Raw genomic sequence first — 25,936 nt, 5'->3', positions numbered from 1 at the left:
CCATGATGCGCGAAATCCCCGGTGCGGCGGGCGGCATCCTGAGCTATTTCACCCGTCACCGGACAGTGGCCAACCTGTTGTTGTTGGTAATGCTGGTTCTGGGGGCCGCCGCGATCCCCAACATGCGGGCACAGTTCTTTCCGGACGTGATCCTTGAACGTGTCGACGTCAATGTCGAGTGGGAAGGGGCCGGTCCGGAAGATGTGGACAATGGCATCGTTCAACTGCTGGAGCCTGTCCTGCTTGCGGTTGAAGGGGTGACCAGCACAACCTCGACCTCGCGCGAGGGGCAGGCCAGTATCCGGTTGGAGTTTGAGGCCAACTGGGACATGTCGCGCGCCGTGGATGAGGTGCGCACCGCCGTCGACAGTGTGACCAACCTGCCTGTGGATGCCGAAGAACCCTCGATCCGCAGGGGGGCGTGGCGGGATCGGGTGACGGATCTGGTCATCACCGGCCCGGTTGATCCCGATCAGCTGGCAAAATTCACCGATGAGCTGATCAACCGTCTGTTTGCCGTTGGTGTGACCCGCACCACGATCCGGGGCCTTGCCGCGCCGCGCGTGGTGGTCGAGGTGCCAACAGCGCAACTGATCGCCAATGATATCGCCCTGTCCGAGATCGCTCAGGCCATTGCAGCCGAAGCTGTGGCCAGCCCGGCTGGGGATGTAACTGGCGCAAATGCCCGTATCCGTACCGGCACGGAAAAGCGCACCCCGGAAGAGATCGAAGGGATCGCGCTGCGCAACTTTGCCGATGGCTCGAAACTGTATGTGGGCGATGTGGCCTCAATTCGGGTTGAGGGCGTTGACCGGGATCGCAGCTATTTTGTGGGTGATAACCCGGCTATGTCGGTGCGTGTGGACCGATCCAATCTGGGCGATGCCATCAAGATTCAGCACACGGTCGAAGATGTGGTGGCCGAGATGCAGGCCAGCCTGCCCGAAGGCGTCACGGTCGAGCTGATCCGCACCCGCGCGCAGGCCATCACCGATCGTCTGGATATTCTGGTCGATAACGGGCTGATGGGTCTGGGCCTTGTGGTCTGTCTGCTGTTTCTGTTCCTGAATGCGCGGATCGCCTTTTGGGTGGCAGCGGGTATTCCGGTGGCGATGTCTGCAGCGATTGCCTTCATGTATATTGGCGGGATTTCACTTAACATGATCTCGTTGTTTGGTCTGATCATCACGCTGGGGATCGTGGTGGATGACGCCATCGTTGTGGGCGAACATGCCGATTTCCGCGCCCGGCGGCTGGGCGAGGCCCCGATGGTGGCCGCCGAAAACGCCGCCCGGCGGATGGCAATGCCGGTTTTTGCCGCCACCCTGACCACCGTCATAGCCTTCTTCGGTCTGACCGCCATCGGGGGCCGGTTCGGGGAGCTGATCCGTGACATTCCCTTTACCGTGATCGCGGTGCTGATCGCCTCGTTGATCGAGTGTTTTCTGATCCTGCCCAATCACATGGCCCATGCCATTGCACATTCGGCCAAGGAACACTGGTACGACTGGCCCAACCGGGTGGTCAATCGCGGCTTTCGCTGGGTGCGCGATCACCTGTTCCGTCCACTGATCGCCTGGGTTGTCTGGGCGCGCTACGTGGTGGTCGCGGTCATGGTGGTGATCCTGGCCAGCCAGCTGGCCCTGTTCATCAAGGGCGACGTGAACTGGCGGTTCTTCAACGCGCCCGAGCGTGGCTCGGTCACCGGCAATTTCATCATGGCCGAAGGAGCCACCCGCGAAGATACGCTTGAGATGATGCACAGCATCCAGCGCGCCACCGAAGAGCTGGGCCAGATCTATGAGGAACGCCACGGGCGCAACCCGATTGACTATGTTCTGGCCGAGGTTGGCGGCAATGCCGGCTTCTTCAACCTGACCGCTGCAGACGGCAAGGATCAGGACCTGCTGGGCGGAATTTCCATCGAGTTGATCGACGCCGATCTGCGCCCCTATTCCAGCTTTGAATTTGTCGGAGAGCTGCAGGACTTCGTGCCTCGCCACCCCAAGGTCGAATTGCTGACATTCCGCGGCTGGCGGTCCGGGCCCGGTGGAGATGCGATTGATGTGCAATTCTACGGGGCGGATGTGAACACGCTCAAGGCTGCGTCCGAGGATTTGCAGGCCGAGCTGTCGAAATACCCCGAGGTCTCGGCGTTGGAGGACAATCTTGCCTATGACAAGGAAGATTTCATTCTGGACCTGACAGCCAAGGGTCAGGCGCTGGGTTTTCGCATCGAAACGCTGGGGCGCGTCCTGCGCGACCGGCTGAACGGCATTGAGGCGGCGACCTTCCCTGACGGCCCGCGCAGTGCCGAGATTCGCGTGGAACTGCCCAAAGGCGAATTGACCGCCGATTTTCTGGAACGCACCCTGATGCGCACTCCGGATGGGGTCTATGTCCCGCTGGCCGACATCGTTTCGGTCGAGCGTAAATCGGGCTTTTCGACGGTCCGGCGTGAAAACGGGCTGCGGGTGATTTCTGTGCTGGGCGATATCTCCGAGGATGACCCGACCCGCGCGGCCGAGATTGCGCGCGCCCTGAACGATGAAATCCTGCCGAAGATCGCGGCTGAACGTCAGGTCGAATGGCGTTTGGCCGGGCTCAGCGAGCAAGAGGATGAGTTTCTGACCGAGGCCCGCACCGGCCTGATCCTGTGTCTGACAGGGATCTATCTTGTGCTGGCTTGGGTCTTTGCCAGTTGGACGCGCCCTGTGGTGGTGATGGGGATCATTCCCTTTGGTCTGGTGGGGGCGATCTGGGGGCACTACATCTGGGATGTCCCGCTGAGTATGTTCACCGTGATCGGCCTGCTGGGGATGACCGGGATCATCATCAATGACTCGATCGTCCTGGTGACAACCATTGACGCCTATCAGAAGGATCGGGGGTTGGTGCCATCGATTGTCGAGGGCACCGCGGATCGCTTGCGTCCCGTGATGTTGACGACTCTGACCACCGTTCTGGGGCTGACACCCTTGTTGTACGAGGGGTCGCAACAGGCGCAGTTCCTGAAACCCACGGTGATTACGCTGGTCTACGGGCTGGGCTTTGGGATGTTGCTTGTGCTGCTGCTGGTGCCTGCGCTTTTGGCGATCCTGAACGATCTGTCGCGCCCGATGACGGCCATGCGTCGGGCCTTGCGCGCGCCGGATCGGGTCGTTCAGGGCGCAGTGGCAGCCACTGGCCTGGCACTGCTGCTTTGGTTTGGAATCACGATGGTCTGGCCTTTGATGGCTGGTTCCCCCATTGCCCTGCTGTCGGGGCTTTATGGCGCGCAAGAGGGCGCTGCGACCCTGCATATGGGGCTGGGGGCCTTTATCGCGGGCGCCGTTCCGATCCTTGTGCTGAGCGTCGTGCTGTCCAGCCTTCTATACGCCAAGGTGCGGTCGCGCGTGGCCTAAAGCGCGCGCAGGGCGGTTTCCAGCAGGTTGGTGACACGATCGCTCATGGGCAGACCGCCTTGTTGTATTCGGGGGATCGGAAACCAGCGTGCGTCCAGCGCATCATCCCCGGCTTGCGGAGAGCCTGAGCGATACCGGCACGCCACCCCAACCAGAAGATAATGTGACTGAACCTTTCCCTGTGTGTCGTGGTGCAACAGGTCCAGATTGTCGAGATAGCGCTGAGGGTCGGCAATGACCGAGGTCTCTTCGTGCAGTTCGCGCTGTGCCGCCTGCAGGACCGTTTCACCCCATTCCACATGGCCGCCGGGAAAGCCCCAAAGACCCGCGTCGGGCTGTTTGCTGCGCTGCACCAACAGGACGTGGCCATCATGTATGACAACGGCCAGCGCACCGATCTTGGGTGTTTTGTCCATATATCAGCCCGCGCTGCATCCCTGTATGTCAACGGCGTGGCTGCTGCCCAGAACGGTGATCCGGATCTCGGACCGGTTCAGGGCCAGCGGGCCACCCGCGGCGCTGATCACCTCAGACGTGGCAACCAGCGTATCGCCTTGGCGGGTGGTTTCGGGTTGCGAGGCCCACAGCGTCGGGTTGCCCGGTTCGATCACGGTAATCTCTTGCCCTCCGGCCGAAGGCATGGTGACGCGCGCTTCGATCTGCATGCCATCCGAGGTGGGCGTCAGTTGGCAGCTTGCGGCGGTCACACGCGCCTCTTTTGCGGAATAGGGACGCTGTGCCAATGCAGCGGCAATGGTCGGGTTGCGCGCGGCGTCGGCGTCCAGACGGTGGTCGAAATTCAGCCGTTCTGGGATGCAGACGTCCTTGCAGACGCCCAGATCCATATCGCCGCGCAGGGTGACCGGTTTGGCCGGATCGCGGGGCGTAATCTCAACCGGCAGAACCAGTTGATCCTCGTAACCGATGGATTGCAGGCCGTTCTGAAGGAAAATCTCGGGCGCGGGCCAGGTGATCGACACATCGCCCACATTGACGGAATTGTTCCAGTTGAACTGCGGCGGGATACCGGCATCGCCGGGCGCGCGCCAATATGTTTTCCATCCGTCTTTCATCGTCAGCCTGAGGGCCCCCAGATAGGTCCCCTTGGCGGTCTGTCCGCCATCCAGAATGTCCAGCTGAACGACGCCTTCCAGGCCCTGCGCCTGCACGGGGGCAGTCAGGGTCAGACAGGCGGTCAGGGTGATCGCGGTCGATGTCAGAAAACGCTTCATACCCCATAAATGCGCGGTCCGGGCGACGATTCCAAGTCACGTTCCGGTCACTTGGATGAAATCTGCGGAAATATGCGCTGATCCCTTGCCAATCCCCGCGCCCCAAGGTCATTGTTGAATGGCACGCAGCAAGAGATAACGCCCCATGGATCTGACCGGAAAACTGTTGATTGCGATGCCCGGCATGGGCGATCCGCGTTTCGACCATTCGGTGGTGTTCATGTGCAGCCATGGGGACGACGGGGCAATGGGGCTGATCGTCAACAAGCCCTCGGACCTGCGGATCAAAACCCTGCTGAGCCAGCTCAACATCGCCTGTCGCATCCCCGTGGTGGGTGAGAGGTTGGTGCATTTCGGCGGCCCGGTTGAGATGTCGCGCGGCTTTGTCCTGCACAGCGCCGATTACGACGCCAACCTGCATTCGATGAAAATCTCGGACGATTTCAGCATGACCGCGACGATGGACGTGCTTGAGGATCTGGCCTCGGGGCGGGGGCCTTTGAATTCGACGCTGGCGCTGGGCTATTCCGGCTGGGGCCCCGGTCAGTTGGAGGATGAGATTGCCATGAACGGCTGGCTCACCACGGATGCGACCCCGAATCTGGTGTTTGATGTGCCGGATGATGAGAAATGGGAAGGCGCGCTGGCCACGCTGGGCGTGGACCCATTGACCCTGTCCGCCAGCGCCGGGCGCGCCTGATCAGCTGTCGCGCGGGGCTGCGGCGCGGCGCAGGCGGTCATTGATGGCTGCGCCCAACCCCTCTTCCGGGATCGGCGAGACAGCAATCGGTCGGCCTGTTTCGTTCAACCTGTGCAGGGCCGAGAACAGGTTGGCTGCGGCCTCGGTCAGGCTGGCGCTTTGCGACAGGTTCAGGTCGCAGTCTACGGGGCCGAACCCCAGCAGAACCTCGTCACCCTCTGGCGCGCTGGCATTCAGCCGCACCGGCGCCTCCGGGGCGTAATGCGATTGCAACTGGCCCGGCGCGGTCAGCAGGTCTGTGGCCTGATGCAGGTGCAATTGCGTGTTCAGAACCGCCTCGATCTGATCCAGGGGAACGCCGCCGGGGCGTAGCAGGCTGGGGTCTCCGGCCAGTCCGACAATGGTGGATTCCAGACCGACCCCGCAGGGACCATCATCCAGAATCGCCGCAATACGCCCGTTCAGGCCCGCGCGCACATGGGCGGCGGTTGTGGGGCTGATCTGACCCGACGGGTTGGCCGAAGGCGCAGCAACCGGCCCGTCAAATTCCGCCAGCAACGCCCGCGCAGTGCCATGGGCGGGCACGCGCACTGCCAGCGTGTCCAGCCCTGCGGTGACCAGCGGTGAAATCCCGTGCCCCTCGCGCAGCGGCAGAACCATGGTCAGCGGGCCGGGCCAGAAGGCGGCGGCCAGCGCCTCGGCCCGGTCGGACCATTCGACGAAACGCTGCGCGGCCTCAACCGATGCCACATGCGCGATCAGCGGGTTGAAACTGGGCCGCCCCTTGGCCGCATAGATGCTGGCCACGGCCTCACCATTGCGGGCGTCTCCGCCCAGCCCATAGACAGTTTCGGTGGCAAAGGCGACCAACAGCCCCTGCCGCAGCAGGTCTGCCGCCTGTGCAATTCCGCCGGGATCGGCGGGCAATTCCATCGTGCCGTTGGGGATCATAGCTGGTGACGCCGCGTTTTGATTGCTTGTAGCATATGGCTGGTTAGGTAATCGAAGGGATCAAGACTGCATAAAGGTGGGCATTGCAATTTCCAACCCCACCCGCGAAAAACCGAACAGACAGCTCCGGGGGACCGCATGCCATACCGCGCGCCAATTGCCGATTATGACCTTTTATTCCGTCACGTTGTCGGGTTCGACCAGATTGCCGCCACCGACAAGTTCAGCGAAGCCAGCGAAGACGTCGTCGCCGCGATCCTGACCGAGGCCGGCAAGATGTGCGAAGAGGTGATGGCCCCGCTGCAACGCCCCGGTGATCTGCATCCCGCGCGGCTTGAGAACGGCGTGCTGCGGACCTCGCCCGGCTATGCCGACGGCTGGAAGGCGATCGCCGAAGGCGGCTGGATCGGGATGAGCGGTGATCCTGAATATGGCGGCATGGGCCTGCCGATGACCCTGACCACGGCCGTGAATGAGATGATGTCGGCCGCCTGCCTGTCGCTGCAACTGGCCCCGCTGATGACGCAGGGCCAGATTGAAGCGTTGGAGCATCACGCCAGTGATGAGCTCAAGGCGCTCTACCTGCCCAAGATGATGTCGGGCGAATGGGCGGGCACCATGAACCTGACCGAGGCGCAGGCCGGGTCGGATGTGGGTGCGCTGACCTCAAAAGCCGAGGCCAATGGGGATGGCACCTATTCGGTGACGGGGCAGAAGATTTACATTTCGTGGGGCGATAACGACTTTACCGGCAATGTCTGTCATCTGGTGCTGGCGCGTTTGCCGGATGGGGTGCCCGGAACCAAGGGGATTTCGCTGTTTCTGGTGCCGAAATTCCTGCCCGATGAAAACGGCAATCCCGGCGTGGCGAATGATCTGAAGGTGGTCTCGGTCGAACATAAGATGGGTCTGCACGGCTCACCCACTTGTGTCATGCAATATGACGGGGCCAGGGGCTGGCTTGTGGGCAAGGAACATGGCGGAATGGCCGCGATGTTCACCATGATGAACAACGCCCGTCTGGGTGTGGGCGGACAGGGCGTGGGTGCCGCCGAAGGGGCCTATCAGCACGCGCTGGCCTATGCGCTAGAGCGCAAACAGGGCAAGACGCCCTCGGGCACCATCATCGACCATGCCGATGTGCGTCGGATGTTGATGACCATGCGCGCCGATACCTTTGCCGCGCGCGCTATCATGCTGGCCAATGCCGCCGCTATCGACATGGGCCATGCCACGGGTGACCCCGACTGGGTCGCGCGCGCCGCGCTTCTGACCCCGATCTGCAAGGCGTTCGGAACCGAGACCGGGATGCGGGTCTCAGAGACCGGCGTGCAGGTACATGGCGGCATGGGCTTTATCGAAGAAACCGGAGCTGCCCAGTATTACCGCGACGTCCGCGTGACCGCGATTTATGAGGGCACGAACGGCATTCAGGCCATGGACCTTGTGGCCCGCAAGATGATGGATGGCGGCGAAGCAGCTGGCCGCCTGCTGGATGAGATCGAAGATCACGCCGAACAGGCCCGCGCCACTATGCCTGATCTGGCTGGTCCCGTGTGGGAAGCGACCGAAAGCCTGCGCGAGACCACAGAATGGATCGTGGCGCAGTCGGACATGAACACCCGTTTTGCCGGGGCCGTGCCCTATCTGCATGCCTTCGCCCGCGTTCTGGGTGCGCATTATCACCTTAAGGCGGCGTTGGCCGATCCCGGCGGCGCGCGCTTTAAACTGGCGCGCTACTACATCAACGCATTGCTGCCGGAATTTGCCGGGTTGCTGGCGCAGGCGCAGAACGGGGCGGATGACCTCTTTGCCCTCAGCGCCGACGACCTGGCCGTATGATGGACGGAGAAAGCCCCTTGACGATCCGCCACCCCTGGCCCGAGCCCCCGGCATCGGGCGAAGCCATTGAGGTCGCCGAGGGCGTGTTGTGGATGCGCCTGCCGCTGCCCATGGCGCTGGATCATGTGAATATCTATGCGCTGGACGACGGCGACGGCTGGACGGTGATCGATACGGGCTTGTCGTCGAATAAGACGCGCCGCATCTGGGGCGATCTGATGGCGGGCCCGCTGGGTGGCAAGCCGGTGAACCGCGTGGTGGTGACGCATCATCACCCCGATCACGTGGGCAATGCCGGGTGGTTTCAGTCCGAACACGGCGCCGAATTGATAAGCACACGTACCTCCTGGTTGTTTGCGCGCATGCTGCAACTGGATGTGCAGGAAAGCTGGCCGCAGGAAACGCTGGACTATTACCGCAGCGCCGGGATGGATGCAGATTTTCTGGACAGGCGTATGAAGGAACGTCCCTTCAACTATTGCGACACCGTTTATCCGATGCCCCTGGGCTTTACCCGGATCAAGCAGGGCAGCGTCATCCGCATGGGTGGGCGCGACTGGGACGTGCATATCGGCAACGGCCACGCCCCCGAACATGCCACATTCTGGAGCCGCGACGACAATCTGGTGATCACCGGCGACCAGATACTCAGCTCGATCAGCCCCAATCTGGGCGTCTATGTCACGGAACCCATGGCCGATCCGGTCGCCGAATGGCTTGAAGCGTGCGAGCGGCTGCAAACGCTGGCCCGTCCCGATCATGTGGCGCTGGGCGGTCACAAGCTGCCCTTTACCGGCCTGCCGGTTCGCATGAAGCAGTTGATCGACAATCACCACAGCGCGCTGGAACGCCTGACCGCCTATCTGGACACGCCCAAAACCGCCGCCGACTGTTTTCCCGTCTTGTATAAACGCCAGATTGGCGAGGGCGAATACGGGCTGGCTCTGGTCGAAGCGGTTGCACATCTGAACCATCTTTACCACATTGGGGCTGCGACCCGGACGCGCCGCGCGGACCGGGCGTGGGAGTTTCAGCGCAAAGGGTAAAGCCATGCAGGACCAGATCGAAACCTCGGCCGAGGCCGCAGAAGCCGCCGCCTTACCCCGGTGTTACGAGGTGCATGCCAACCCCGAGGCTGCATCGGGCAACAAAGACCTGCCCGCGCCGCTGCAAAAACCGGTTGCAACCAAAAGCGCGGCCCAGTGGGCCTATGAGCGGTTGATCCTTTACATCCAGAATTTTGAGAAAACGCTGGACGGTGATCATGAGGTCGCCATGGGTTTTACCGGTGGCGATGCGGGCGTTATGCGGATTGAGGGGATGGGCTATTTCGATCCCGACATCATCACCTTTTATGGCTCGGACGGGACAGGGGCACGGACCCAGCTGGTGCAGCATGTCAGCCAGTTGAACGTGATGCTGCGCGCCCTGCCCAAATCGGTCGAAGACAAACCCGCCAACCGCATCGGGTTCAGACTGGCGCGGGATCTGGAAGAAGGCTGATTCCCCGACTTGCAATTCACACCTGCGCAGCCTTGAATAAGCGCATTATTCAAGGAGGGGCCGTGTGTCCGATTTTTCAGCCGTAACAAAAGCCTACAAGAGCGCCTGGGCGCGCAAACGTGTGTTTTTGCCGATCTACATCGCTGTGCGCCTGCTGCTGGTGGCATTGATTGCTCCGGGTGTGGCCATCACCGTGAATCTGGCGGTGTCGCTGTCCAACCAGACGGCGCTAACCGATCAGGCGATTGCAAGTTTTGTCCTGTCGCCCGTGGGTTTTGTCGCGGCGGTGGTTGTGCTCAGCCTGTTTCTGCTGGCCGAAGTGTTCGTCTTTTCGGTCATGGCCGGATCGCTACGCATGGGTGAAAGCGATCCATGGCGCGCGGGCAGCTCTGCCATCGGGTTGATCCTGTCGCGTCTGCCGTCGCTATTTGGCTTTGCCGTGCGCTTTGTCCTGCGGGTCTTGGTGCTGATCTTGCCCTTTGCCGCAGTTTCAGCCCTGATCGCGTGGTGGACGCTGACCGAGTATGACATCAACTATTACCTGACTTTCCACCCGCCGTCCTTTTGGATAGCGGTGGGTCTGATCGGGGCGGTTGTGCTGGTCATGGCCTGGGTGCTGATCCGCCGCCTGTCGGCCTGGGCCTTATCTCTGCATCTGGTGTTGTTCGAAGGCGTTCACCCTGCCCACGCGTTCAACATCAGCGCCAACCGGATGGAGGGTAAACGCGGTCGGCTCAAGATCGAGCTGGCGATCTGGCTGGTTCTGCGCCTGATCATTGCGGGTCTGATCGCCTGGGTCGCGGGGCTGTTGTTTGCCGTCGTCCCGCTGCAGGGGACTGATCACCTGCGTCTGGCGCTGATCTACAGCTTGGTGGTGGCTGGTCTGTGGTCGCTAGCCGGGCTGGTACTGGCGGCGACGGCGCTGGGCGCTTTGGCGGTGCTGTTGGACGGTTTTTTTGAGATCAAGACTGCAGAGCCCCCGCATCCCGAACCCGGCGGGTTGCGTATGATCCTGCGTTTTGCGCTTGGCGGGGCGGTGGTGGCCGTTCTGGCGGGGATGTGGTTCGGCCAGCATCTGCTGGAGCGCATTCAGGCCCCTGACCGGGCCGAGGTGATCGGCCACCGCGGGGCCGCGGCGCTGCGCCCGGAAAACACCATGGCCTCGGTCCTCAAAGCGATCGAGGACGGCGCGGATTGGGTTGAGATCGACGTACAGGAATCAGCGGATGACGTGGTGATCGTCGCCCATGACAGTGACTTCATGAAACTCGCCGGTGTGAACCTCAAGGTCTGGGATGCCACGATGGAGGATATCGACCAGATCGATATCGGCAGCTGGTTCGGCCCCGAATATGCGGATCAGCGCACTCCCACTCTGCGCGACGTTCTGGCTGCGGCCAAGGACAAGTCCAAGGTGATCATTGAGCTGAAGTACTACGGCCATGACGTCGATCTGGAAAACCGCGTGGCGGCGATTGTCGAGGAATTCGGGATGCAGGAAGACATCGCCACCATGTCGCTAAAGTACCCGGCGGTGCAAAAGATGAAAAAGCTGCGACCGGATTGGCGGGCCGGGGTTCTGGCCGCAACAGCGGTGGGCGATCTGACCGGGCTTGAGGGCGATTTCATCGCCGTCAACGCCGCGATGGCGACGCCGGGTCTGGTGCGCTCGGTCCAGGCGGCGGGCAAGGATATCTATGTCTGGACGGTGAATGACCCACTACAGATGTCGGCCATGGCCTCGATGGGGGTGGACGGTCTGATCACCGACCGCCCTGCGATGGCTAACGAAGTGCTGCGGGTGCGGGCGGAAATGGGTCCGGGCGAACGGTTGCTGCTGTGGCTGGCGACAACCTTTGGCATGTCCGCCGATCCTGAGGCCATGCGCGATGACAGCCCGTAAGCTTGCGGCGCTGATTGCGCTGATCGTCACCCCTGCAGCGGCGCAGGACTTTGTGCGCGGCATCGAACTGCCCGCCCACCGTGCGTTGATGGCGCAGCGGGGCGAGGCTGCGCCTGTTCCGTTTGAAACCGATGGTTGCTCGGGTGGCCTGTCGACCAGCTGGCGGTGGGTGGCTGAGACCTTTCCCAAGTTCCGCGCGCTTTATGAGGAACACCCGCCGTGGGAATATTGCTGCGTGACCCATGATCGGGCGTATCACAACGCGGGCGGGGCCACGCAGGCCGAGCAAAGTTTTGACGCGCGCCTTGCGGCCGATGACACGCTGCGCGCCTGCGTCAAACAGCACGGAGAAGCCAATGCCGAAGACTATGCCATCCGCTATGACATGACCCCGGACCAGATTCGCACCGCCCATACCGTCACGGCCGAGGCGATGTATGCGGCGGTCAGATTGGGCGGTGGGCCCTGTTCCGGCCTGCCGTGGCGCTGGGGGTTTGGCTATCCGGGTTGCTCTGTGTTTCTGCCATCGACCCCTGCGCCCGAATGACGTGGTGACAGGCCCTGTTTTTTCTATTATCCAACAGTGCAAACACGCGAATTGGGAATCTTTCAGATGGCTGAACACAAGCACGGCGATATGGACATCACCGTTCAGGAAAAAACCTTTAACGGCTTTATCAAGGCCACCACATGGTGCGTTGTTGCCATCGCCTTCCTGTGCCTGTTCCTGGCGGTCTTCGCCTCTTAAAACCAAACGGGGTCGACCGTGATCAGGATTTTGCTTGCCTGCCTGTTGGCGGCGACCGTAGCAGGCTGTGCAGGTTCACAGCGCCCCCAGGCCGATCAGTCCGAGATTGTGGCAGGGTCCTATCGTGACCCTGGGCCTTCGACCCTGACGCTTTATACCATGATCAGCACCCGGACCGGCTCGGGTGCGCACACTTCGCTGATGATCAGCGGCAGTGAGCGGGTGATCTTTGACCCCGCAGGCTCGTTCCGGGCCGATGTGGTTCCGATCAAGGATGACGTGCTGTACGGCATCACCCCAAACGTGGAACGCGCCTATCGCAGCAGTCACGCGCGCGAGACGCATTTTGCCCGTATCCAGACCATCGAGGTCACGCCGCAGCAGGCCGAGATTGCCTTGCAACTGGCCAAGCAATCGGGGCCGGTGGCTGGGGCATTCTGCGCCAACTCAACCTCTCAGCTGTTGCAACAGGTGCCGGGGTTCGAAGGAATCAGCACCACGTTCTACCCGGTCAAGCTGTCGGATCAATTCGGTCAGATAGCGGGCGTTGTCACCACCGAATACCGTGAAAGTGACGATGCCGATCTGCAAAAAGGTCTGGCCGCGAACAACGCCCTGCTGAACCAGCAGGACGCTGCCCTAGCCCAATAGGTAAAGCAACACGTAGAGCGTGCCGGCCCCCGAAAAGATGGCCGCCAGCACGTTCTTGGTGACCACGCCAACACCCAGTGCGACAGCTGCCGCTGCCATGCGGGACACATCCGGTTGCCCGCCTGTCGCGGTGGGCCACACGACCAAAGGCGCGATCAGGGCCGGGATGATGGCCGCCGCGGTATAGCGCAGATGGCGCAGCAGCCACGGTGGCATAGGGCGGTCTCCGACCAGCCCGATAAAGGCAAAGCGCAGGGCAAAGCTGCCAATGGCCAGCCCGACGATAACGATCCACATGGTGACCGGGTCGACCTGGGTCATGTCTTTCTCCGCTCCAGCATCACCTCGGTTTGCGCGCCTGCGATCATGCCCGCAGCGCCCGCGATCAACAGACCCAGATTGTACGGAACCGACACGCACAAAAGGGCCACGACGATGGCCACAAAGGCCGCAACCACATGGGCCGCGGTGCGCATCATCGGTCCGATCATGGCCAGAAAGGTGATCGGCAGCGCGAAATCCAGCGCCCAGCTTTCAGGAATGCGGGCCCCAAGCAGGGCCCCTAGATAAGACGCCAAAATCCACAAGGGGCTGATCAGCGTCACGGTGCCAAAGAAATACGCCATACGCTGTGGTATGGTCATCTGCGGCTCTTTCTCGAACCGGGCGATCCCGCAGGCATAGGATTGATCTACCGTCACATAGGCCGCCAGCGCCCGCTGCCAAAGGGGCGCGGCCCCCAGATAGGGCGTCAGCGAGGCCGAATACATCGCCACCCGCAGGTTCACGGCCAATGCCGAGGCCAGCACGATGATCGTGGGCGTATTCTCTTGCATCAGTTGCAGCGCTGTAAACTGCGCGGCCCCTGCAAAAACGGTGGCAGAGAAGGCAACGGTTTGCACGATGGTCAGCCCGGCCTCGGTGGCGAAAACGCCGAACAAGGTGCCGAAGGGGATCGCCACAAAGATAAAGGGCGCCCCGTCGCGAATACCTTTCCAGAAGTATGACTTGGATGTGGTGTCTGCCATGGCTAGATCCTATGGTGTCAGCCGCAGCAGTAGCGGTGTTACGAAAGGGTTGCAATTGGCCACGGAACTGGATCTCTCGGACTACATCATCGCCCCCGATCCCGGCGCGGCCCGCCTGACCCGCGCGGTCGAAGGTGTAGACCAGAATGGCGAGGTCAGCCATATCTCGGTTGTCGAGGAGCGCCCGCTGACGATTTTCCTCAATTCACAGGAGATCGTGACCGCCATGACCATCGGCGACTATCCCGAATATCTGGCGCTGGGATTCCTGCGCAATCAGGGGATGCTGCTGGCCGATGACGAAATCACCCGTGTCGACTATGACGATGATCTGGAAACGGTTGTTGTCCGCACGGCGCGCCAGACGTCTTACGAGGATAAGCTCAAGAAAAAGACCCGCACCAGCGGCTGCGCGGTTGGGACGGTATTCGGCGACATGATGGAAGGGCTTGAGGACGTGCGCCTTCCGCAGGTGCAAGTGCGGACCTCGTGGCTGTATGATCTGGCCGCCAAGATCAACCGCACGCCGTCTTTGTACCTTGAGGCCGGGGCAATCCACGGCACGGTGCTGTGCCGCGAAAACCGACCTTTGGTCTATATGGAGGACGTGGGCCGCCACAACGCCGTCGACAAGATCGCGGGCTGGATGCTGTCCGAGGGCGAGGCGGCAGAGGACAAGATCCTCTATACCACGGGCCGTCTGACATCCGAGATGGTGATCAAAACGGCAATGATGGGCATCCCGGTGCTGGCGTCTCGGTCCGGTTTTACGGCCTGGGGCGTCGAGATCGCGCGCGAGGTCGGCCTGACCCTGATCGGCCGCATGCGCGGGCAGCGGTTCGTGTGCCTGTCCGGTGAGGATCGCCTGCTGCGCGATATCGACCCGGCAAGCGTGGCTGTCGAGGATAAGAAACATCGTCGGAAGAGTGCGGGATGAATGACTTGGAATTCGTATTGGCACTGACGAGGCTTTTACTACCTTTTCTGTTTTTTGGTCTTGTTGGGCTCGCTTTTAGTTATCGAATGCTATGGCCACTAATGCGAAAGCTAAACCATTCGGGGTTTGATAAACGTGCCACGCGGAAACTCCTGTTTGCGGGGTGCTCCAACGGTACGCCGGAGATAGAGGCCGAAATCAAAAGATGCAGGCTTGCCTATGCTGGACTGCTTTGCTTGTTCTTGGCATTCGCAGCTTTCTATTTCGGGCTTGGTGCCGCCCTGTTATTGGGGGCGCTGGTGCTGATAAATATGCTGTTGGCGCGCCCGCTTGAAATTACTGAGGACGCCCAATGACCAAACCTCTCGGAGTGATCCTCGCCGGTGGTCTCGCCACCCGAATGGGCGGTGGCGACAAGGGGCTGCTGCAGATCGGTGGGCAGAGCCTGATGTCCCATGTCATTGACCGCCTTGCGCCTCAAGTTGACGGGCTGGCGCTGAACGCAAATGGTGATCCTGAGCGGTTTACCGATCTGAACCTGCCAATCCTGCCGGATACGATCGACGGTTTCGCTGGCCCTCTGGCCGGGGTGCTGGCGGGGCTGGACTGGGCGGCAACGCAAGGCGCGGATGCGATCGTCACTGCCGCCGCTGACACGCCCTTTTTCCCGCGTGATCTGGTGGCGCGGCTGACCGATACCGCAAAAGGGCAAACCTATCCGCTTGTGCTGGCCACCACGCCGCGCACCGGGGATGAGGCGCTGAAATCCGGCGGGGGTAAGCGGGTCAACCGGCACCCGACCTTTGGCCTCTGGCCCGTGGCGCTGCGCGATGATCTGCGCGACGCGTTGAACAACGGGTTGCGCAAGGTGGTGATCTGGACCGACCAGCATGACGGGCGCGAGGCGCTGTTCCCGGCGGACCCGTTCGATCCCTTCTTTAACGTCAATACGCCCGACGATCTGGCGCGGGCGGAACATCTGTTGGAGCAGGCATGAGGGTCTACGGCGTCACCGGCTGGAAAAACGCCGGTAAAACCGGATTGATGGAGCGTTTGGTGTCTGAGATCACCGGGCGTGGTTTCACCGTCTCCACCCTCAAACACGCGCATCACAGCGTCGACGTGGACCAACCCGGCACCGACAGTTACCGCCATCGCGCGGCAGGCGCGTCCGAGGTGCTGTTGGCCTCGGGTCAACGCATCGCGATCATGCAGGAATTGCGCGGCGCGCCCGAACCTGCGCTTGCCGATCTGCTGGCGCGACTGGCTCCGGTCGATCTGGTACTGATCGAAGGCTTCAAGCGCGACGCCCACCCCAAGGTTGAGGCGTTCCGGGCCGAGGCCAACAACCCGCTGATGGCCCCCGAAAACCCGACGATCCGCGCGGTGGCCAGTGACACGCCATTGGACGTCAACCAGCCGGTCTTCGATCTGAATGACACCAGCTCCATCGCGGATTTCATCCTGCACGAGGTGGGGCTATGACCAAACCGAACATCAAACCTCCGCCCTTGCGCAATGATTGTTTTGCCTTGCCTGCCGGGGTGAACTGGACGCCGGTGGATGAGGCTTTGGCCTTGCTGCGCGACCGTCTGACGGTGGTTGCCGCTGCGCAAGAGGTGCCTCTGGCGCAGGCGATGGGGCGAATTCTGGCCGAGGATGTCTTTGCGAAACGTTCGAACCCGCCGCAGCCAAATACGGCGGTGGATGGCTATGGCTTTGCCGGGGCTGCGCCCGAGGGGCCGCAGGTGATGCCGCTGCATCCGGGTCGTGCGGCGGCGGGCATTCCGTTCGACGGCGCGGTGCCCGCAGGCTATGCGCTGCGCGTGCTGACCGGTGCGGCTTTGCCCGCTGGCGTGGACACGGTGATATTGGAAGAAGACGTCACTGTTCAGGACAACCACATCGCCTTTCACGGACCCTTGAAACAGGGCGCAAATACCCGCAAGGCGGGTGAGGATGTGGCCGAGGGCGATCCGGTTCTGCCCGCCGGGCGCAGGATCACCCCCGCTGATCTGGCCTTGCTTTCGGCAACCGGGGTCGCCGAAATCAGCGTGCGCCAAACGCTGCGCGTGGCGGTTTTGTCTACGGGGGATGAACTGGTTGAACCCGGTGAGGTCGCAGGCCCCGGCCATATCTATGATGCCAATCGCCCGATGCTGTTGTCCTTGCTGGGGCGGATGGGGTTTCAGCCTGTCGATATGGGCCGGGTGTCCGATGATCGTGCGGCGTTACGCGATTGTTTGGACAGGGCCGCTGCGCAGGCGGATGTGATCCTGACCAGCGGCGGTGCCTCTGCTGGGGATGAGGATCATGTGTCTGCGTTGTTGCGACAGGCCGGCGCGATGCAGGAATGGCGGATTGCGCTGAAACCCGGACGGCCTTTGGCGCTGGGAATGTGGGATCAGACGCCGGTCTTTGGCCTGCCGGGCAACCCGGTGGCGGCCATGGTCTGCACGCTGATCTTCGCGCGCCCGGCCCTTGGCCTGATGGCGGGCGAAGGCTGGTCCGAGCCGCAGGGCTTTGACCTGCCCGCCGCGTTTGAAAAACGCAAGAAACCCGGCCGCCGCGAATACCTGCGCGCCCGTGTCCGCGATGGCCGGGCCGAGGTGTTCGCCTCCGAAGGGTCAGGCCGCATCAGCGGGTTGAGCTGGGCCGAAGGGCTGGTCGAGATTGCCGATGGTGCGCGCCATATCACCCCCGGCGATATGGTGCGGTTCATTCCTTACGGCAGCTTCGGACTCTAGAGGCTCAGTCGAACGTCCCGGCCACACGCCCCAGCAACATAAAGGCCCGTGCGGTGCGGGTCTCTCCCAGCGCCGATAGATCGGCATCGCTGGCCTCGGGCTCAAAACCGACAATCATATGGTCGAACCGGCGCAGGAAGTGATGGGCCGCGTCGCGAAAGATCGGGTCCTGCTTCATCCGGGCCGCCGTCAGCGCCAGAGAGGAGCGGTCGCGTATGCCCCCAAGCGCGGCCACGGAACGGCCACGCGCGCCTTGGGCAAACTGCCGCCAGATCTCGGGCCGGGCCATGTCGGGGCGCAGGTCATCCATATAGATGCCCTCTTGGCTCAGCAGGGTCAGAACGTCCTGCGAGGCTTGCACCAGCTTTGCGGTCTTGCGGTCCTTCAGTGCCAGACGCAGGGCATCGAACCCTGCGGCATCATCCTGCGTTTCAGGAAAGTTCAGTGCGCGGATGAACACATCGGTGCTGAGCGGTGGCGCAATATCTTCGGCCTGCGTTCCAAGCTCAAGCGAGGTTTGATCGCCTGTACCATTCGGCGCGGTACGAGGCGCGGGTTCTGCCCGCTTGGTGGAGAAGGTTGCCAGCGCGCTTTCGGTTTTCTTCGCACTCTGGGCGATTTCATCCAGCTTTTTGTTGACCGCCGGCTCATAGGAACTTGCGGCGCGTTGCTGTTGTATCACGTATGTCTGCCGGATTGCGTCAATCGCAGTTTGCAGCCGCTCGCTTTCCTCGCGCATCACCCGGCTGGCGCGCATCGCCGTAGCGGCAACCCAGATCATTGCTACTGGCATGAACACCGCCAGCAGCGTCACGATGAATCCGCCGCCCTGCGACTGGCCCGGCAGGACCAGAAACAGCACGGACACCACCAGCCAGATCACGCTCAGTACAATTGCCGCGATCTCGATCTCGGTCAGGGATGGCCGCGAGGGTTTGTCATATATGCCCAGCGAGGTCGGCCGTTCGGTCTCCTGCTCGGGCGTTGGCTGTGACATGGGAACGCTCCGGTCAGGCGTACTCGATACTCAGAACTTCGTAAGACCGCACGCCGCCGGGGGTGCGAACTTCGACACTGTCGCCTTCGTCCTTGCCGATCAGGGCACGGGCCATAGGGGATTTGACGTTCAGCAGGCCGTTTTCGATATTGGCCTCATATTCACCCACGATCTGCCAGGTCTTTTCCTCGTCGGTGTCCTCATCGACCAGCGTGACCTTGGCGCCGAACTTGATCGCCCCCGACAGCTTGGCCGGGTCGATCACGTCGGCCAGCGAGAGGATACCTTCCAGTTCCTTGATGCGGCCTTCGATAAAGCCCTGTTTTTCACGGGCCGAGTGATATTCGGCGTTTTCCTTCAGATCCCCCAGTTCACGGGCCGAGGCGATGGCCTCGATGATCGCCGGGCGTTCGACGGATTTCAGGTTTTTCAGCTCGGCCTCGAGCGCGGCATTGCCCGCAGGCGTCATTGGAATCTTTTCCATGGTCTTGTCGTCCACGCATAAAGTGATGCGCCCCGCCGCATGGAACCAGCGTCGGGGCGATTTGATGGGTTGGCAAATACCTGACCCAAACAAGGCACGAAATGCAAGAGGGCTTGGCCGCATAGCGGGCGGATTACAGCCTAGGCGTAGCTAATCACCTCGAATTCGATGTCATTGTCATCATTGAAATAGAACCGGCGGCCGGGCTCGTAATCGGCGTGGGATTTGGGGGTGAACCCCGCATCGATCACTTTTTGCTCGGTCGCGTCGATGTCGTCGACCAACACACCCACATGGTTCAGCCCGCCCAAGATGTCATAGCTGCTTTCGCCTGACGGCTTCGGATCGCTGGGCGCATAAAGGGCCAGATAGGTATGGGCGCTGCCCACATGCACAGTATAGCCGCCCGCAATGGCCGGGCCTTCCCAGCGGGTTTTCCAGCCAAACACCTTTTGCATCCACGCCGCCGAGGCCTGCGGGTCGCGCACGGTGAAGTTGGTATGTTCAAGCGTTGCCATCATCGGGATCTCCTTTGTGATTTGAGGCTTGTCCCGACTCACCGTAATTTCTAAACCTAACTTGAGGTCAAGGTATTTTTAATGAGGTCCAGATGGCAATCTCCGAAGGGTTGGCAATTGGCGCGCTGGCGCGGCGCACCGGGTTGGCGGTGTCCGCCATCCGCTATTACGAGGCGCAGGGTCTGATCACGCCCTGGCGCAACGCCGGTGGGCAGCGGCGCTATCAGCGCGCCGACATTCGCCGGCTGAGCTTTGTCATGATCGCGCAGCAATTCGGCCTGTCGCTGCCCGAGATTCGCGAGGTGCTCTCAGGGCTGCCCGGAAACCGCACGCCAACGCCTAAGGACTGGCAGAAGATCAGCGTCGGTCTGCGCGCCCGTCTGGATCAGCGAATCGCCACCCTGACGCGCTTGCGCGACAATCTGGACGGCTGCATTGGCTGTGGCTGTCTGAGCCTGCCGAAATGCGCCCTTTACAACCCCGATGACCGTGCCAAATCCTATGGTAGCGGCCCCAGATACCTGATGGGCGACGCGCCAGAGGACAGAAGTGTCGAATAGCGTCTTTGTTACGCCGTGTTTCGATTGACCTATGTCTTTCCAAACATGTAATCACCCGTGAAACAATATTGCGCCGACCACGCAGTGAAAGCGCCAATTCGGAAAAGTTAGCTAAGGAGCCCGCGATGGCCGAGATTGAACGCGAAGCGATGGAGTACGACGTTGTGATCGTAGGTGCAGGCCCTGCTGGCCTGTCTGCGGCCATTCGTCTGAAACAGCTGGATGCCGACCTGAATGTTGTGGTTCTGGAAAAGGGCTCGGAAGTGGGTGCGCATATCCTGTCGGGCGCGGTGCTGGACCCGTGCGGGCTGGATGCGCTGATCCCGGACTGGAAGGAAAAAGGTGCGCCGCTGAATGTGCCGGTGCACGAAGACAATTTCTATATGCTGGGCGAAGCCGGTAAAATCCGCATCCCCAACGCCCCGATGCCGCCGCTGATGAACAACCACGGCAATTACATCGTCTCGATGGGCAATGTCTGCCGTTGGATGGCCGAACAGGCCGAGGAACTGGGCGTGGAAATCTTCCCCGGCATGGCGTGTTCCGAGCTTGTCTACGGCGAGAATGGCGAAGTCAAAGGCGTGGTCGCCGGTGTGTTTGGGCTGGAAGCGGACGGTTCTTACGGCCCCAACACCGAACCGGGGATGGAGCTGCACGGCAAATATGTCTTCCTGTCGGAAGGTGTGCGTGGATCTCTGTCCAAAGAAGTGATCGCCAAATACGACCTGTCTGCGGGCAAAGAGCCGCAGAAATACGGCGTCGGCATGAAAGAGATCTGGGAGATCGACCCGGCCAAGCACAAAGAAGGCTCTGTCACGCATACCATGGGCTGGCCTCTGGGCAGCAACGCGGGCGGCGGGTCGTTTATCTATCACCTAGAAAACAATCAGGTTTATGTCGGTTTCGTGGTGCACCTGAACTACAAGAACCCGCACCTGTATCCCTACATGGAATTCCAACGCTTCAAGCACCATCCGATGGTGGCCGAACTGCTGAAAGGCGGCAAGCGTGTGGCCTATGGCGCGCGCGCGATCACCGAGGGCGGTTATCAGTCGATGCCCAAGCTGGTCGCGCCGGGCGTGGCGCTGCTGGGCTGTTCGGCGGGCATGGTCAATGTGCCGCGCATCAAGGGCAACCACAACGCGATGCTGTCGGGCAAAGCCGCAGCCGAGGCCGCCTTTGACGCGATCAAGGCCGACCGGTCCGGTGATGAACTGTCTGACTACGAGACCGAAGTGCGCAACGGGCCCATCGGCAGCGACCTGAAAAAGGTGCGCAACGTCAAGCCGATCTGGTCGAAATGGGGCCTGACCGCATCTTTGATGCTGGGTGGTCTGGACATGTGGACCAACACGCTGGGCTTTTCGCTGCTCGGTACGGTGGGCCACGGCAAGAACGATGCGCAATCGACCGAAGAGGCCAGCAAGCACAAGCCGATCGACTATCCCAAGCCCGATGGCGTGCTGTCCTTTGACCGTCTGACCAACGTGTCCTTTGCGATGACCAATCACGAGGAAAGCCAGCCCTGCCATCTGCGGCTGACCGACCCCGAAGTGCCGGTCAAAGTGAACTTGCCCAAATTCGACGAACCGGCACAGCGCTATTGCCCCGCCGGTGTGTATGAAATGGTTCAGGATGAAGACGGCCCGCGGTTCGTGATCAACTTCCAGAACTGCGTCCATTGCAAGACCTGTGACATCAAGGACCCCAGCCAGAACATCACCTGGACCACGCCGCAGGGTGGGGATGGACCGAATTATCCCAACATGTAAGCAAAAAACCGGGCACTGGCAGGGTCGTGAAGGCTCTGCCATTGCCTCTTGCCAGCCAAAGCCCTAGCTTTACCTACAGACAAGAATAGCAAGGCAGGATTTAGGTGGCTTCTTTGGTTCGTCGCGCAGCGCTGGCTGTAGTGTTTTCCTCGTCTTTTGTGTTTCCCGCTTTGGCGGATACCGGTTCGGGTGCCTATCTGGCCGGGCGGCAGGCTGTTTACGAAAGTGACTATACAGCGGCCGAGCGCTATTATGCGCAGGCGTTGAGAGTCGATCCCGAAAACGCAGCCCTTTTGGAAAGCGTTCTGGTCGCGCGCCTGTCACTGGGCGAAGTGCAGCGCGCCTTGCCCATTGCGCAAACCATCGAAGAAATGGAGTTGACCAGCCAAGCCGCCCGGATGGTGATCACCGCAAATCTGGTCGCAGAGGGACAGCTTGACGAACTGCTGGCCCGCGATCCCGAAACACAGGGCGTTGGGCCTTTGGTGGACGGGCTGATGATCGGCTGGGCCCATATGGGGCAGGGCGCGGTGACCCGTGCGATGGAGCAGTTCGACGAGGTCTCGACTCAGGATGGCCTGCGCGACTTTGCCCTGTATCACAAGGCGCTGGCGCTGGCTTCGATCGGGGATTTCGAAGGCGCAGAAGAGGTTTTTAGCGCCCATGATGGCGCGGTCTCGCGGTTTTCGCGCCGGGCTGCGCTGGCCCGGGCCGAGGTGCTGTCTCAGCTGGACCGAAACGAAGAAGCTCTGGCGTTTCTGGACGAGGTGTTCGCGGCAGGCCGTGATCCATCAATCGAAGGCTACGTGGCCCGTCTGACCGATGGACAAACCCTGCCTTTCACCCACGCGCAATCGGCGCAGGACGGTATGGCCGAGGTGTTCTTTTCCGTTGGGGCCGCCCTGAACGGTGAGGCCGCTCCGAACTATGTGCTGCTTTATGTGCGAACCGCCGCGTTCCTGCGTTCGGGGCATGTAGATGCGATCCTGCTGGGCGCGGAATTGCTGGACGGGCTGGAACAATACGATCTTGCGGTTGACGCCTATCGTGCAGTCCCTGCCGACAGCAGCGACTATCACGTGGCCGAACTGGGCCGGGCTGAGGTTCTCAGCCGGTCGGGCAAAGCTGATGCAGCGGCCGAAGTGTTGCAGACACTGGCCAGTCAGAACCCAACCCTGCCCAGCGTGCACGTTGCGTTGGCCGATCTGCAGCGCCAGCAAGAAGAATATGGCAGCGCTGTTGCCTCGTACAGCACGGCCATTGATCTGACCGAAGGCGCTTCGGGTGCAAGTTGGTTCCTGCACTACGCGCGCGGTATTTCGCATGAACGGCTCAAGCAGTGGGATCAGGCCGAGGCCGATTTCCGCCGCGCATTGGAACTGAACCCCGACCAGCCGCAGGTTCTCAATTACCTTGGCTATTCGCTGGTTGAACGGCGCGAGAAACTGGATGAGGCGCTGGACATGATCGAACGCGCCGTGTCAGCGCGCCCCGATAGCGGATATATCGTCGACAGTCTGGGCTGGGTCCTGTTCCGTCTGGGTCGCTATGACGAAGCGGTCGGCCACATGGAGCGCGCGGTTGAGCTGATGCCCGTCGATCCGGTGGTCAATGATCATCTGGGCGATGTCTATTGGGCCGTCGGTCGCGCGCGCGAGGCTGAGTTCCAGTGGAAACGTGCCCTGTCCTTTGTCGATCCCGAGGATACCGATGCCGAGGCTGATCCCGAGCGTATCCGCCGCAAGCTTGAGATCGGGCTGGATGCAGTTTTGGCCGAGGAAGGCGCAGATCCCCTAAAGGTCGCCAACGGTAACTAACACCCTGTGCCGGAAATCCTAACGCGTTGGGGCGATCAGTTCAGTCGCGAGACCACGTAATCGGCCAGATCACGCAGCAAGGTGCGCAGTTCGTGGTCGGGCAGAGGGTCCAGCGACGCCTTGGCCTTTGCGGCCCAGTCAAACGCATCTGACCGTGTGGCCTCCAGCGAGCCGTATTTGCCCATCAGGCCAAGCGCGTGACCCAGATCGCCCTCTTCCTGACGGCCCTTGCCGATCGTACGTTCCCAAAAGGCGCGTTCATCCGGGGTGGCCTGTGCGACGGCTTTGATCACCGGCAGCGTCAGCTTGCGCTCGCGGAAGTCGTCGCCAACATTCTTGCCGGTCGCTTTGCTATCACCCTGATAATCCAGAAGATCGTCCGCGATCTGGAACGCGATTCCCAGCGCATCGCCATAGTCGTACAGCGCCTTGACCTGCTCCTCAGAAGCGCTTGCAATGACGCCGCCCACCTCGGTTGCGGCCGAAAACAGCGCTGCGGTTTTGCCGCGCACAACTTGCAGATAGACGGATTCATCCGTGCCCAGATCGGTGGCTGCGGTCATTTGCAGAACCTCGCCCTCGGCAATCGTGGCCGAGGCGTTGGCGAGGATGTCCAGAACACGCAGCGATCCGGTCTCAACCATCAGTTGGAAACTGCGGGAAAACAGGTAATCGCCGACCAGAACGCTGGATTTGTTGTCCCACAGCAGATTCGCCGTGGGCCGCCCGCGCCGCTGGGCGCTTTCGTCGACCACGTCGTCATGCAGCAGGGTTGCGGTGTGGATGAATTCGACCGTTGCGGCCAGCCGCACGTGATGGTCGCCCGCATACCCAAACAACCGGGCCGCCGCCAGCGTCAGCATGGGGCGCAGACGTTTGCCGCCCGCCTCGACCAAATGCGCGGTCACTTCGGGGATGCGCGGCGCGTGCTCGGACGCCATACGCGTGCGGATCAGCGTGTTGACCGCCTCCATTTCGGCGGTCAGAATCTCTGCCAGTCGCTCATGCGGTTTCGTGATCGTATCGATATTCATCACACCCCTGATACAAGGCTCGACATCTTAGCCACCTTGCCCTTACATCCATCCCCATGAAAGAACTTTTGCGCAGCACCGATCCGACGATCCTGGCTTTTGCTTCGGCCCTTCTTGAAGGCGAGGATATAGACTGCTTTCAGATGGACGTAAATATGAGCATCCTCGAAGGCGGCATCGGAATCTTCCCCCGTCGCCTGATGGTGCGGGCCGACGATCTGACCCGTGCGGAAAGAGTCATGCGCGACAATGACATCCCGCTGGGGCGATGACCTGCTTCCCCGATAGCGATCTGACCCGTAACGATTTTTTGAGCGGCCGTGTACGTCTGTGGCAACCGCGGTCCGGCTATCGGGCAGGAGTTGACCCGGTTCTGCTGGCGGCGTCGGTCCCGGCGGTCCCTGGTCACAGCGTGCTGGAGCTTGGCTGCGGTGCAGGGGCTGCGATCCTGTGTCTGATGGCGCGGGTTTCGGGCCTGCAGGGCGTGGGGGTCGAACTTCAACCCGCCTATGCCGATCTGGCGCGCCGGAATGCCGATGAAAACAATGCCTCGCTTGACGTGATCGAGGCGGATTTGACTGCGCTGCCCGCCGATCTGCGGCAACGGCAGTTCGACCATGTGATCGCGAATCCTCCTTATTACCGGGCCGGGGCACATAGTCCGGCGGCAGACAAAGGGCGCAGCATGGCCTTGGGCGAGGACACGCCGTTGGCAGAGTGGTTCGATACCGCCGCTCGGCGCCTCGCGCCGCGCGGGTATCTGCATATGATCCAGAAAGCCGACCGCCTGCCCGACATGCTGGCGGGCTGTACGGGACGGTTGGGTTCGGTCGAAGTTCTGCCGCTGGCCGCGCGCACCGGTCGCACCGCTGAATTGGTCATGCTGCGCGCCAGAAAAGGGGGTCGGGCAGGTTTCCGGTTGCACGCGCCTTTGATCCTGCATGCGGGCGAGCGACATGAGAAAGACGGCGAAAGCTATACGCCACAGGTCTCATCGGTGCTGCGGAATGGGGCCGCGATCACCGGGATTTTCGGTCAATAGGCATTAACCAGCCGAATTTGTCGGATTTATTATAGTTTCTGTGCGCCTGCAGCGTGACAGGGTGGA

At 61.5% G+C, this 25,936-nt stretch carries 28 protein-coding genes; 19 read left to right on the top strand and 9 right to left on the bottom strand.

What is annotated here, in order from left to right; all coding sequences use genetic code 11:
* The first annotated feature begins 2 nt into the window (after positions 1 to 2).
* Positions 3 to 3,404, top strand: coding sequence for an efflux RND transporter permease subunit (locus ACR0J5_RS17270; RefSeq protein ID WP_480655562.1), 3,402 nt, complete (start codon positions 3 to 5; stop codon positions 3,402 to 3,404).
* Here the strand turns inward: ACR0J5_RS17270 and ACR0J5_RS17265 are convergent.
* Positions 3,401 to 3,820, bottom strand: a complete 420-nt coding sequence (locus tag ACR0J5_RS17265) for an NUDIX hydrolase (protein ID WP_480655560.1) — start codon at positions 3,818 to 3,820, stop codon at positions 3,401 to 3,403. The genes ACR0J5_RS17270 and ACR0J5_RS17265 overlap by 4 nt on opposite strands.
* Positions 3,821 to 3,823: 3 nt before the next feature.
* The gene (locus ACR0J5_RS17260) at positions 3,824 to 4,636 is read right to left on the bottom strand and encodes a protein-disulfide reductase DsbD domain-containing protein (protein ID WP_480655558.1); all 813 of its coding nucleotides are present in this window, start codon (positions 4,634 to 4,636) and stop codon (positions 3,824 to 3,826) included.
* 145 nt (positions 4,637 to 4,781) lie between these two features.
* Between ACR0J5_RS17260 and ACR0J5_RS17255 the strand changes: the two genes are divergently transcribed.
* Positions 4,782 to 5,336, top strand: coding sequence for a YqgE/AlgH family protein (locus tag ACR0J5_RS17255; RefSeq protein ID WP_480655556.1), 555 nt, complete (start codon positions 4,782 to 4,784; stop codon positions 5,334 to 5,336).
* Here ACR0J5_RS17255 and ACR0J5_RS17250 read toward each other — a convergent pair whose 3' ends face one another.
* Complete coding sequence (locus ACR0J5_RS17250; protein WP_480655554.1) at positions 5,337 to 6,287, bottom strand: L-threonylcarbamoyladenylate synthase; 951 nt, start codon at positions 6,285 to 6,287, stop codon at positions 5,337 to 5,339. It lies immediately after the preceding gene.
* 138 nt (positions 6,288 to 6,425) lie between these two features.
* On the opposite strand from ACR0J5_RS17250, the gene ACR0J5_RS17245 reads away from it, so the two are divergent.
* The 7 genes from ACR0J5_RS17245 to ACR0J5_RS17215 all read left to right on the top strand — a co-directional run bounded on the left by ACR0J5_RS17245 (position 6,426) and on the right by ACR0J5_RS17215 (position 12,934).
* A complete protein-coding gene (locus ACR0J5_RS17245) occupies positions 6,426 to 8,129 on the top strand; it encodes an acyl-CoA dehydrogenase family protein (RefSeq protein ID WP_480655552.1) in 1,704 nt (567 codons plus the stop codon).
* On the top strand, positions 8,129 to 9,175 hold the full coding sequence (locus ACR0J5_RS17240) for an MBL fold metallo-hydrolase (protein WP_480655550.1): 1,047 nt from the start codon (positions 8,129 to 8,131) through the stop codon (positions 9,173 to 9,175). The genes ACR0J5_RS17245 and ACR0J5_RS17240 overlap by 1 nt, the downstream gene beginning before the upstream one ends.
* 4 nt (positions 9,176 to 9,179) lie before the next feature.
* Positions 9,180 to 9,632, top strand: coding sequence for a DUF6173 family protein (locus tag ACR0J5_RS17235; protein ID WP_480655548.1), 453 nt, complete (start codon positions 9,180 to 9,182; stop codon positions 9,630 to 9,632).
* A gap of 64 nt (positions 9,633 to 9,696) precedes the next feature.
* Positions 9,697 to 11,535: a glycerophosphodiester phosphodiesterase family protein gene (locus ACR0J5_RS17230; RefSeq protein WP_480655546.1), complete on the top strand. Its 1,839-nt coding sequence runs from the start codon at positions 9,697 to 9,699 to the stop codon at positions 11,533 to 11,535.
* Positions 11,522 to 12,082 (top strand): hypothetical protein, encoded by a 561-nt coding sequence (locus ACR0J5_RS17225; RefSeq protein ID WP_480655544.1) that lies wholly within the window; start codon positions 11,522 to 11,524, stop codon positions 12,080 to 12,082. The genes ACR0J5_RS17230 and ACR0J5_RS17225 overlap by 14 nt, the downstream gene beginning before the upstream one ends.
* 66 nt (positions 12,083 to 12,148) lie before the next feature.
* Positions 12,149 to 12,283, top strand: a complete 135-nt coding sequence (locus ACR0J5_RS17220) for an aa3-type cytochrome c oxidase subunit IV (protein WP_480655542.1) — start codon at positions 12,149 to 12,151, stop codon at positions 12,281 to 12,283.
* Positions 12,284 to 12,301: 18 nt separating this feature from the next.
* Positions 12,302 to 12,934 carry a hypothetical protein gene (locus tag ACR0J5_RS17215; protein ID WP_480655541.1) on the top strand — a complete coding sequence of 211 codons (633 nt, stop codon included), beginning with the start codon at positions 12,302 to 12,304 and terminating at the stop codon, positions 12,932 to 12,934.
* Here the strand turns inward: ACR0J5_RS17215 and ACR0J5_RS17210 are convergent.
* Together ACR0J5_RS17210 and ACR0J5_RS17205 are read right to left on the bottom strand one after the other, a co-directional pair.
* Positions 12,923 to 13,255: an AzlD domain-containing protein gene (locus ACR0J5_RS17210; protein ID WP_480655539.1), complete on the bottom strand. Its 333-nt coding sequence runs from the start codon at positions 13,253 to 13,255 to the stop codon at positions 12,923 to 12,925. The genes ACR0J5_RS17215 and ACR0J5_RS17210 overlap by 12 nt on opposite strands.
* A complete protein-coding gene (locus ACR0J5_RS17205) occupies positions 13,252 to 13,962 on the bottom strand; it encodes an AzlC family ABC transporter permease (protein ID WP_480655537.1) in 711 nt (236 codons plus the stop codon). The genes ACR0J5_RS17210 and ACR0J5_RS17205 overlap by 4 nt, the downstream gene beginning before the upstream one ends.
* On the opposite strand from ACR0J5_RS17205, the gene ACR0J5_RS17200 reads away from it, so the two are divergent.
* From ACR0J5_RS17200 to ACR0J5_RS17180, 5 genes are read left to right on the top strand one after another with little or no spacing between them, the layout of a single operon-like run.
* Positions 13,961 to 14,899 (top strand): formate dehydrogenase accessory sulfurtransferase FdhD, encoded by a 939-nt coding sequence (locus tag ACR0J5_RS17200; RefSeq protein ID WP_480655535.1) that lies wholly within the window; start codon positions 13,961 to 13,963, stop codon positions 14,897 to 14,899. The two genes, ACR0J5_RS17205 and ACR0J5_RS17200, sit on opposite strands and share 2 nt — an antisense overlap.
* Positions 14,896 to 15,255, top strand: a complete 360-nt coding sequence (locus ACR0J5_RS17195) for a hypothetical protein (RefSeq protein WP_480655534.1) — start codon at positions 14,896 to 14,898, stop codon at positions 15,253 to 15,255. The genes ACR0J5_RS17200 and ACR0J5_RS17195 overlap by 4 nt, the downstream gene beginning before the upstream one ends.
* A complete protein-coding gene (mobA, locus tag ACR0J5_RS17190; RefSeq protein ID WP_480655533.1) occupies positions 15,252 to 15,896 on the top strand; it encodes a molybdenum cofactor guanylyltransferase MobA in 645 nt (214 codons plus the stop codon). The genes ACR0J5_RS17195 and mobA overlap by 4 nt, the downstream gene beginning before the upstream one ends.
* Entirely contained in the window at positions 15,893 to 16,384 is a 492-nt protein-coding gene (mobB, locus tag ACR0J5_RS17185) for a molybdopterin-guanine dinucleotide biosynthesis protein B (RefSeq protein WP_480655531.1), read from the top strand. Before mobA ends, mobB begins: the two co-directional genes overlap by 4 nt.
* Entirely contained in the window at positions 16,381 to 17,646 is a 1,266-nt protein-coding gene (locus ACR0J5_RS17180; protein ID WP_480655529.1) for a molybdopterin-binding protein, read from the top strand. The genes mobB and ACR0J5_RS17180 overlap by 4 nt, the downstream gene beginning before the upstream one ends.
* A 4-nt stretch (positions 17,647 to 17,650) precedes the next feature.
* Here ACR0J5_RS17180 and ACR0J5_RS17175 read toward each other — a convergent pair whose 3' ends face one another.
* The 3 genes from ACR0J5_RS17175 to ACR0J5_RS17165 all read right to left on the bottom strand — a co-directional run bounded on the left by ACR0J5_RS17175 (position 17,651) and on the right by ACR0J5_RS17165 (position 19,648).
* A complete protein-coding gene (locus tag ACR0J5_RS17175) occupies positions 17,651 to 18,643 on the bottom strand; it encodes a hypothetical protein (RefSeq protein ID WP_480655527.1) in 993 nt (330 codons plus the stop codon).
* Positions 18,644 to 18,656: 13 nt separating this feature from the next.
* On the bottom strand, positions 18,657 to 19,127 hold the full coding sequence (greA, locus tag ACR0J5_RS17170; RefSeq protein WP_480655526.1) for a transcription elongation factor GreA: 471 nt from the start codon (positions 19,125 to 19,127) through the stop codon (positions 18,657 to 18,659).
* A 140-nt stretch (positions 19,128 to 19,267) separates the two neighbouring features.
* Complete coding sequence (locus ACR0J5_RS17165; protein WP_480655524.1) at positions 19,268 to 19,648, bottom strand: VOC family protein; 381 nt, start codon at positions 19,646 to 19,648, stop codon at positions 19,268 to 19,270.
* An 89-nt stretch (positions 19,649 to 19,737) separates the two neighbouring features.
* On the opposite strand from ACR0J5_RS17165, the gene soxR reads away from it, so the two are divergent.
* From soxR to ACR0J5_RS17150, 3 genes are all read left to right on the top strand, one after another.
* Entirely contained in the window at positions 19,738 to 20,205 is a 468-nt protein-coding gene (gene soxR, locus ACR0J5_RS17160; protein WP_480655522.1) for a redox-sensitive transcriptional activator SoxR, read from the top strand.
* Between the two features lie 125 nt (positions 20,206 to 20,330).
* Entirely contained in the window at positions 20,331 to 21,977 is a 1,647-nt protein-coding gene (locus tag ACR0J5_RS17155; RefSeq protein ID WP_480655520.1) for an electron transfer flavoprotein-ubiquinone oxidoreductase, read from the top strand.
* Between the two features lie 104 nt (positions 21,978 to 22,081).
* Positions 22,082 to 23,794, top strand: coding sequence for a tetratricopeptide repeat protein (locus ACR0J5_RS17150; protein WP_480655518.1), 1,713 nt, complete (start codon positions 22,082 to 22,084; stop codon positions 23,792 to 23,794).
* 35 nt (positions 23,795 to 23,829) lie between these two features.
* Here ACR0J5_RS17150 and ACR0J5_RS17145 read toward each other — a convergent pair whose 3' ends face one another.
* Positions 23,830 to 24,828, bottom strand: coding sequence for a polyprenyl synthetase family protein (locus ACR0J5_RS17145; protein ID WP_480655516.1), 999 nt, complete (start codon positions 24,826 to 24,828; stop codon positions 23,830 to 23,832).
* Between the two features lie 56 nt (positions 24,829 to 24,884).
* On the opposite strand from ACR0J5_RS17145, the gene ACR0J5_RS17140 reads away from it, so the two are divergent.
* Together ACR0J5_RS17140 and ACR0J5_RS17135 are read left to right on the top strand one after the other, a co-directional pair.
* Entirely contained in the window at positions 24,885 to 25,100 is a 216-nt protein-coding gene (locus tag ACR0J5_RS17140) for a putative signal transducing protein (RefSeq protein ID WP_170387439.1), read from the top strand.
* Entirely contained in the window at positions 25,097 to 25,870 is a 774-nt protein-coding gene (locus tag ACR0J5_RS17135) for a tRNA1(Val) (adenine(37)-N6)-methyltransferase (RefSeq protein WP_480655514.1), read from the top strand. Before ACR0J5_RS17140 ends, ACR0J5_RS17135 begins: the two co-directional genes overlap by 4 nt.
* Positions 25,871 to 25,936: the final 66 nt, after the last annotated feature.

It is taken from the genome of Ruegeria sp. BE1, from assembly GCF_056538885.1.
Note: the sequence above shows the minus strand (reverse complement) of the source record. Positions and strands in the feature narration are given on the sequence as shown.

Coding starts and splice junctions, on each gene's coding strand:
- ACR0J5_RS17270 (WP_480655562.1), top strand. CDS start 3: ATGATGCGCGAAATCCCCGGTGCGGCGGGCGGCATCCTGAGCTATTTC.
- ACR0J5_RS17265 (WP_480655560.1), bottom strand. CDS start 3,820: ATGGACAAAACACCCAAGATCGGTGCGCTGGCCGTTGTCATACATGAT.
- ACR0J5_RS17260 (WP_480655558.1), bottom strand. CDS start 4,636: ATGAAGCGTTTTCTGACATCGACCGCGATCACCCTGACCGCCTGTCTG.
- ACR0J5_RS17255 (WP_480655556.1), top strand. CDS start 4,782: ATGGATCTGACCGGAAAACTGTTGATTGCGATGCCCGGCATGGGCGAT.
- ACR0J5_RS17250 (WP_480655554.1), bottom strand. CDS start 6,287: ATGATCCCCAACGGCACGATGGAATTGCCCGCCGATCCCGGCGGAATT.
- ACR0J5_RS17245 (WP_480655552.1), top strand. CDS start 6,426: ATGCCATACCGCGCGCCAATTGCCGATTATGACCTTTTATTCCGTCAC.
- ACR0J5_RS17240 (WP_480655550.1), top strand. CDS start 8,129: ATGGACGGAGAAAGCCCCTTGACGATCCGCCACCCCTGGCCCGAGCCC.
- ACR0J5_RS17235 (WP_480655548.1), top strand. CDS start 9,180: ATGCAGGACCAGATCGAAACCTCGGCCGAGGCCGCAGAAGCCGCCGCC.
- ACR0J5_RS17225 (WP_480655544.1), top strand. CDS start 11,522: ATGACAGCCCGTAAGCTTGCGGCGCTGATTGCGCTGATCGTCACCCCT.
- ACR0J5_RS17220 (WP_480655542.1), top strand. CDS start 12,149: ATGGCTGAACACAAGCACGGCGATATGGACATCACCGTTCAGGAAAAA.
- ACR0J5_RS17210 (WP_480655539.1), bottom strand. CDS start 13,255: ATGACCCAGGTCGACCCGGTCACCATGTGGATCGTTATCGTCGGGCTG.
- ACR0J5_RS17200 (WP_480655535.1), top strand. CDS start 13,961: ATGGCTAGATCCTATGGTGTCAGCCGCAGCAGTAGCGGTGTTACGAAA.
- ACR0J5_RS17205 (WP_480655537.1), bottom strand. CDS start 13,962: ATGGCAGACACCACATCCAAGTCATACTTCTGGAAAGGTATTCGCGAC.
- ACR0J5_RS17195 (WP_480655534.1), top strand. CDS start 14,896: ATGAATGACTTGGAATTCGTATTGGCACTGACGAGGCTTTTACTACCT.
- mobA (WP_480655533.1), top strand. CDS start 15,252: ATGACCAAACCTCTCGGAGTGATCCTCGCCGGTGGTCTCGCCACCCGA.
- mobB (WP_480655531.1), top strand. CDS start 15,893: ATGAGGGTCTACGGCGTCACCGGCTGGAAAAACGCCGGTAAAACCGGA.
- ACR0J5_RS17180 (WP_480655529.1), top strand. CDS start 16,381: ATGACCAAACCGAACATCAAACCTCCGCCCTTGCGCAATGATTGTTTT.
- ACR0J5_RS17175 (WP_480655527.1), bottom strand. CDS start 18,643: ATGTCACAGCCAACGCCCGAGCAGGAGACCGAACGGCCGACCTCGCTG.
- greA (WP_480655526.1), bottom strand. CDS start 19,127: ATGGAAAAGATTCCAATGACGCCTGCGGGCAATGCCGCGCTCGAGGCC.
- ACR0J5_RS17165 (WP_480655524.1), bottom strand. CDS start 19,648: ATGATGGCAACGCTTGAACATACCAACTTCACCGTGCGCGACCCGCAG.
- soxR (WP_480655522.1), top strand. CDS start 19,738: ATGGCAATCTCCGAAGGGTTGGCAATTGGCGCGCTGGCGCGGCGCACC.
- ACR0J5_RS17155 (WP_480655520.1), top strand. CDS start 20,331: ATGGCCGAGATTGAACGCGAAGCGATGGAGTACGACGTTGTGATCGTA.
- ACR0J5_RS17145 (WP_480655516.1), bottom strand. CDS start 24,828: ATGAATATCGATACGATCACGAAACCGCATGAGCGACTGGCAGAGATT.
- ACR0J5_RS17140 (WP_170387439.1), top strand. CDS start 24,885: ATGAAAGAACTTTTGCGCAGCACCGATCCGACGATCCTGGCTTTTGCT.
- ACR0J5_RS17135 (WP_480655514.1), top strand. CDS start 25,097: ATGACCTGCTTCCCCGATAGCGATCTGACCCGTAACGATTTTTTGAGC.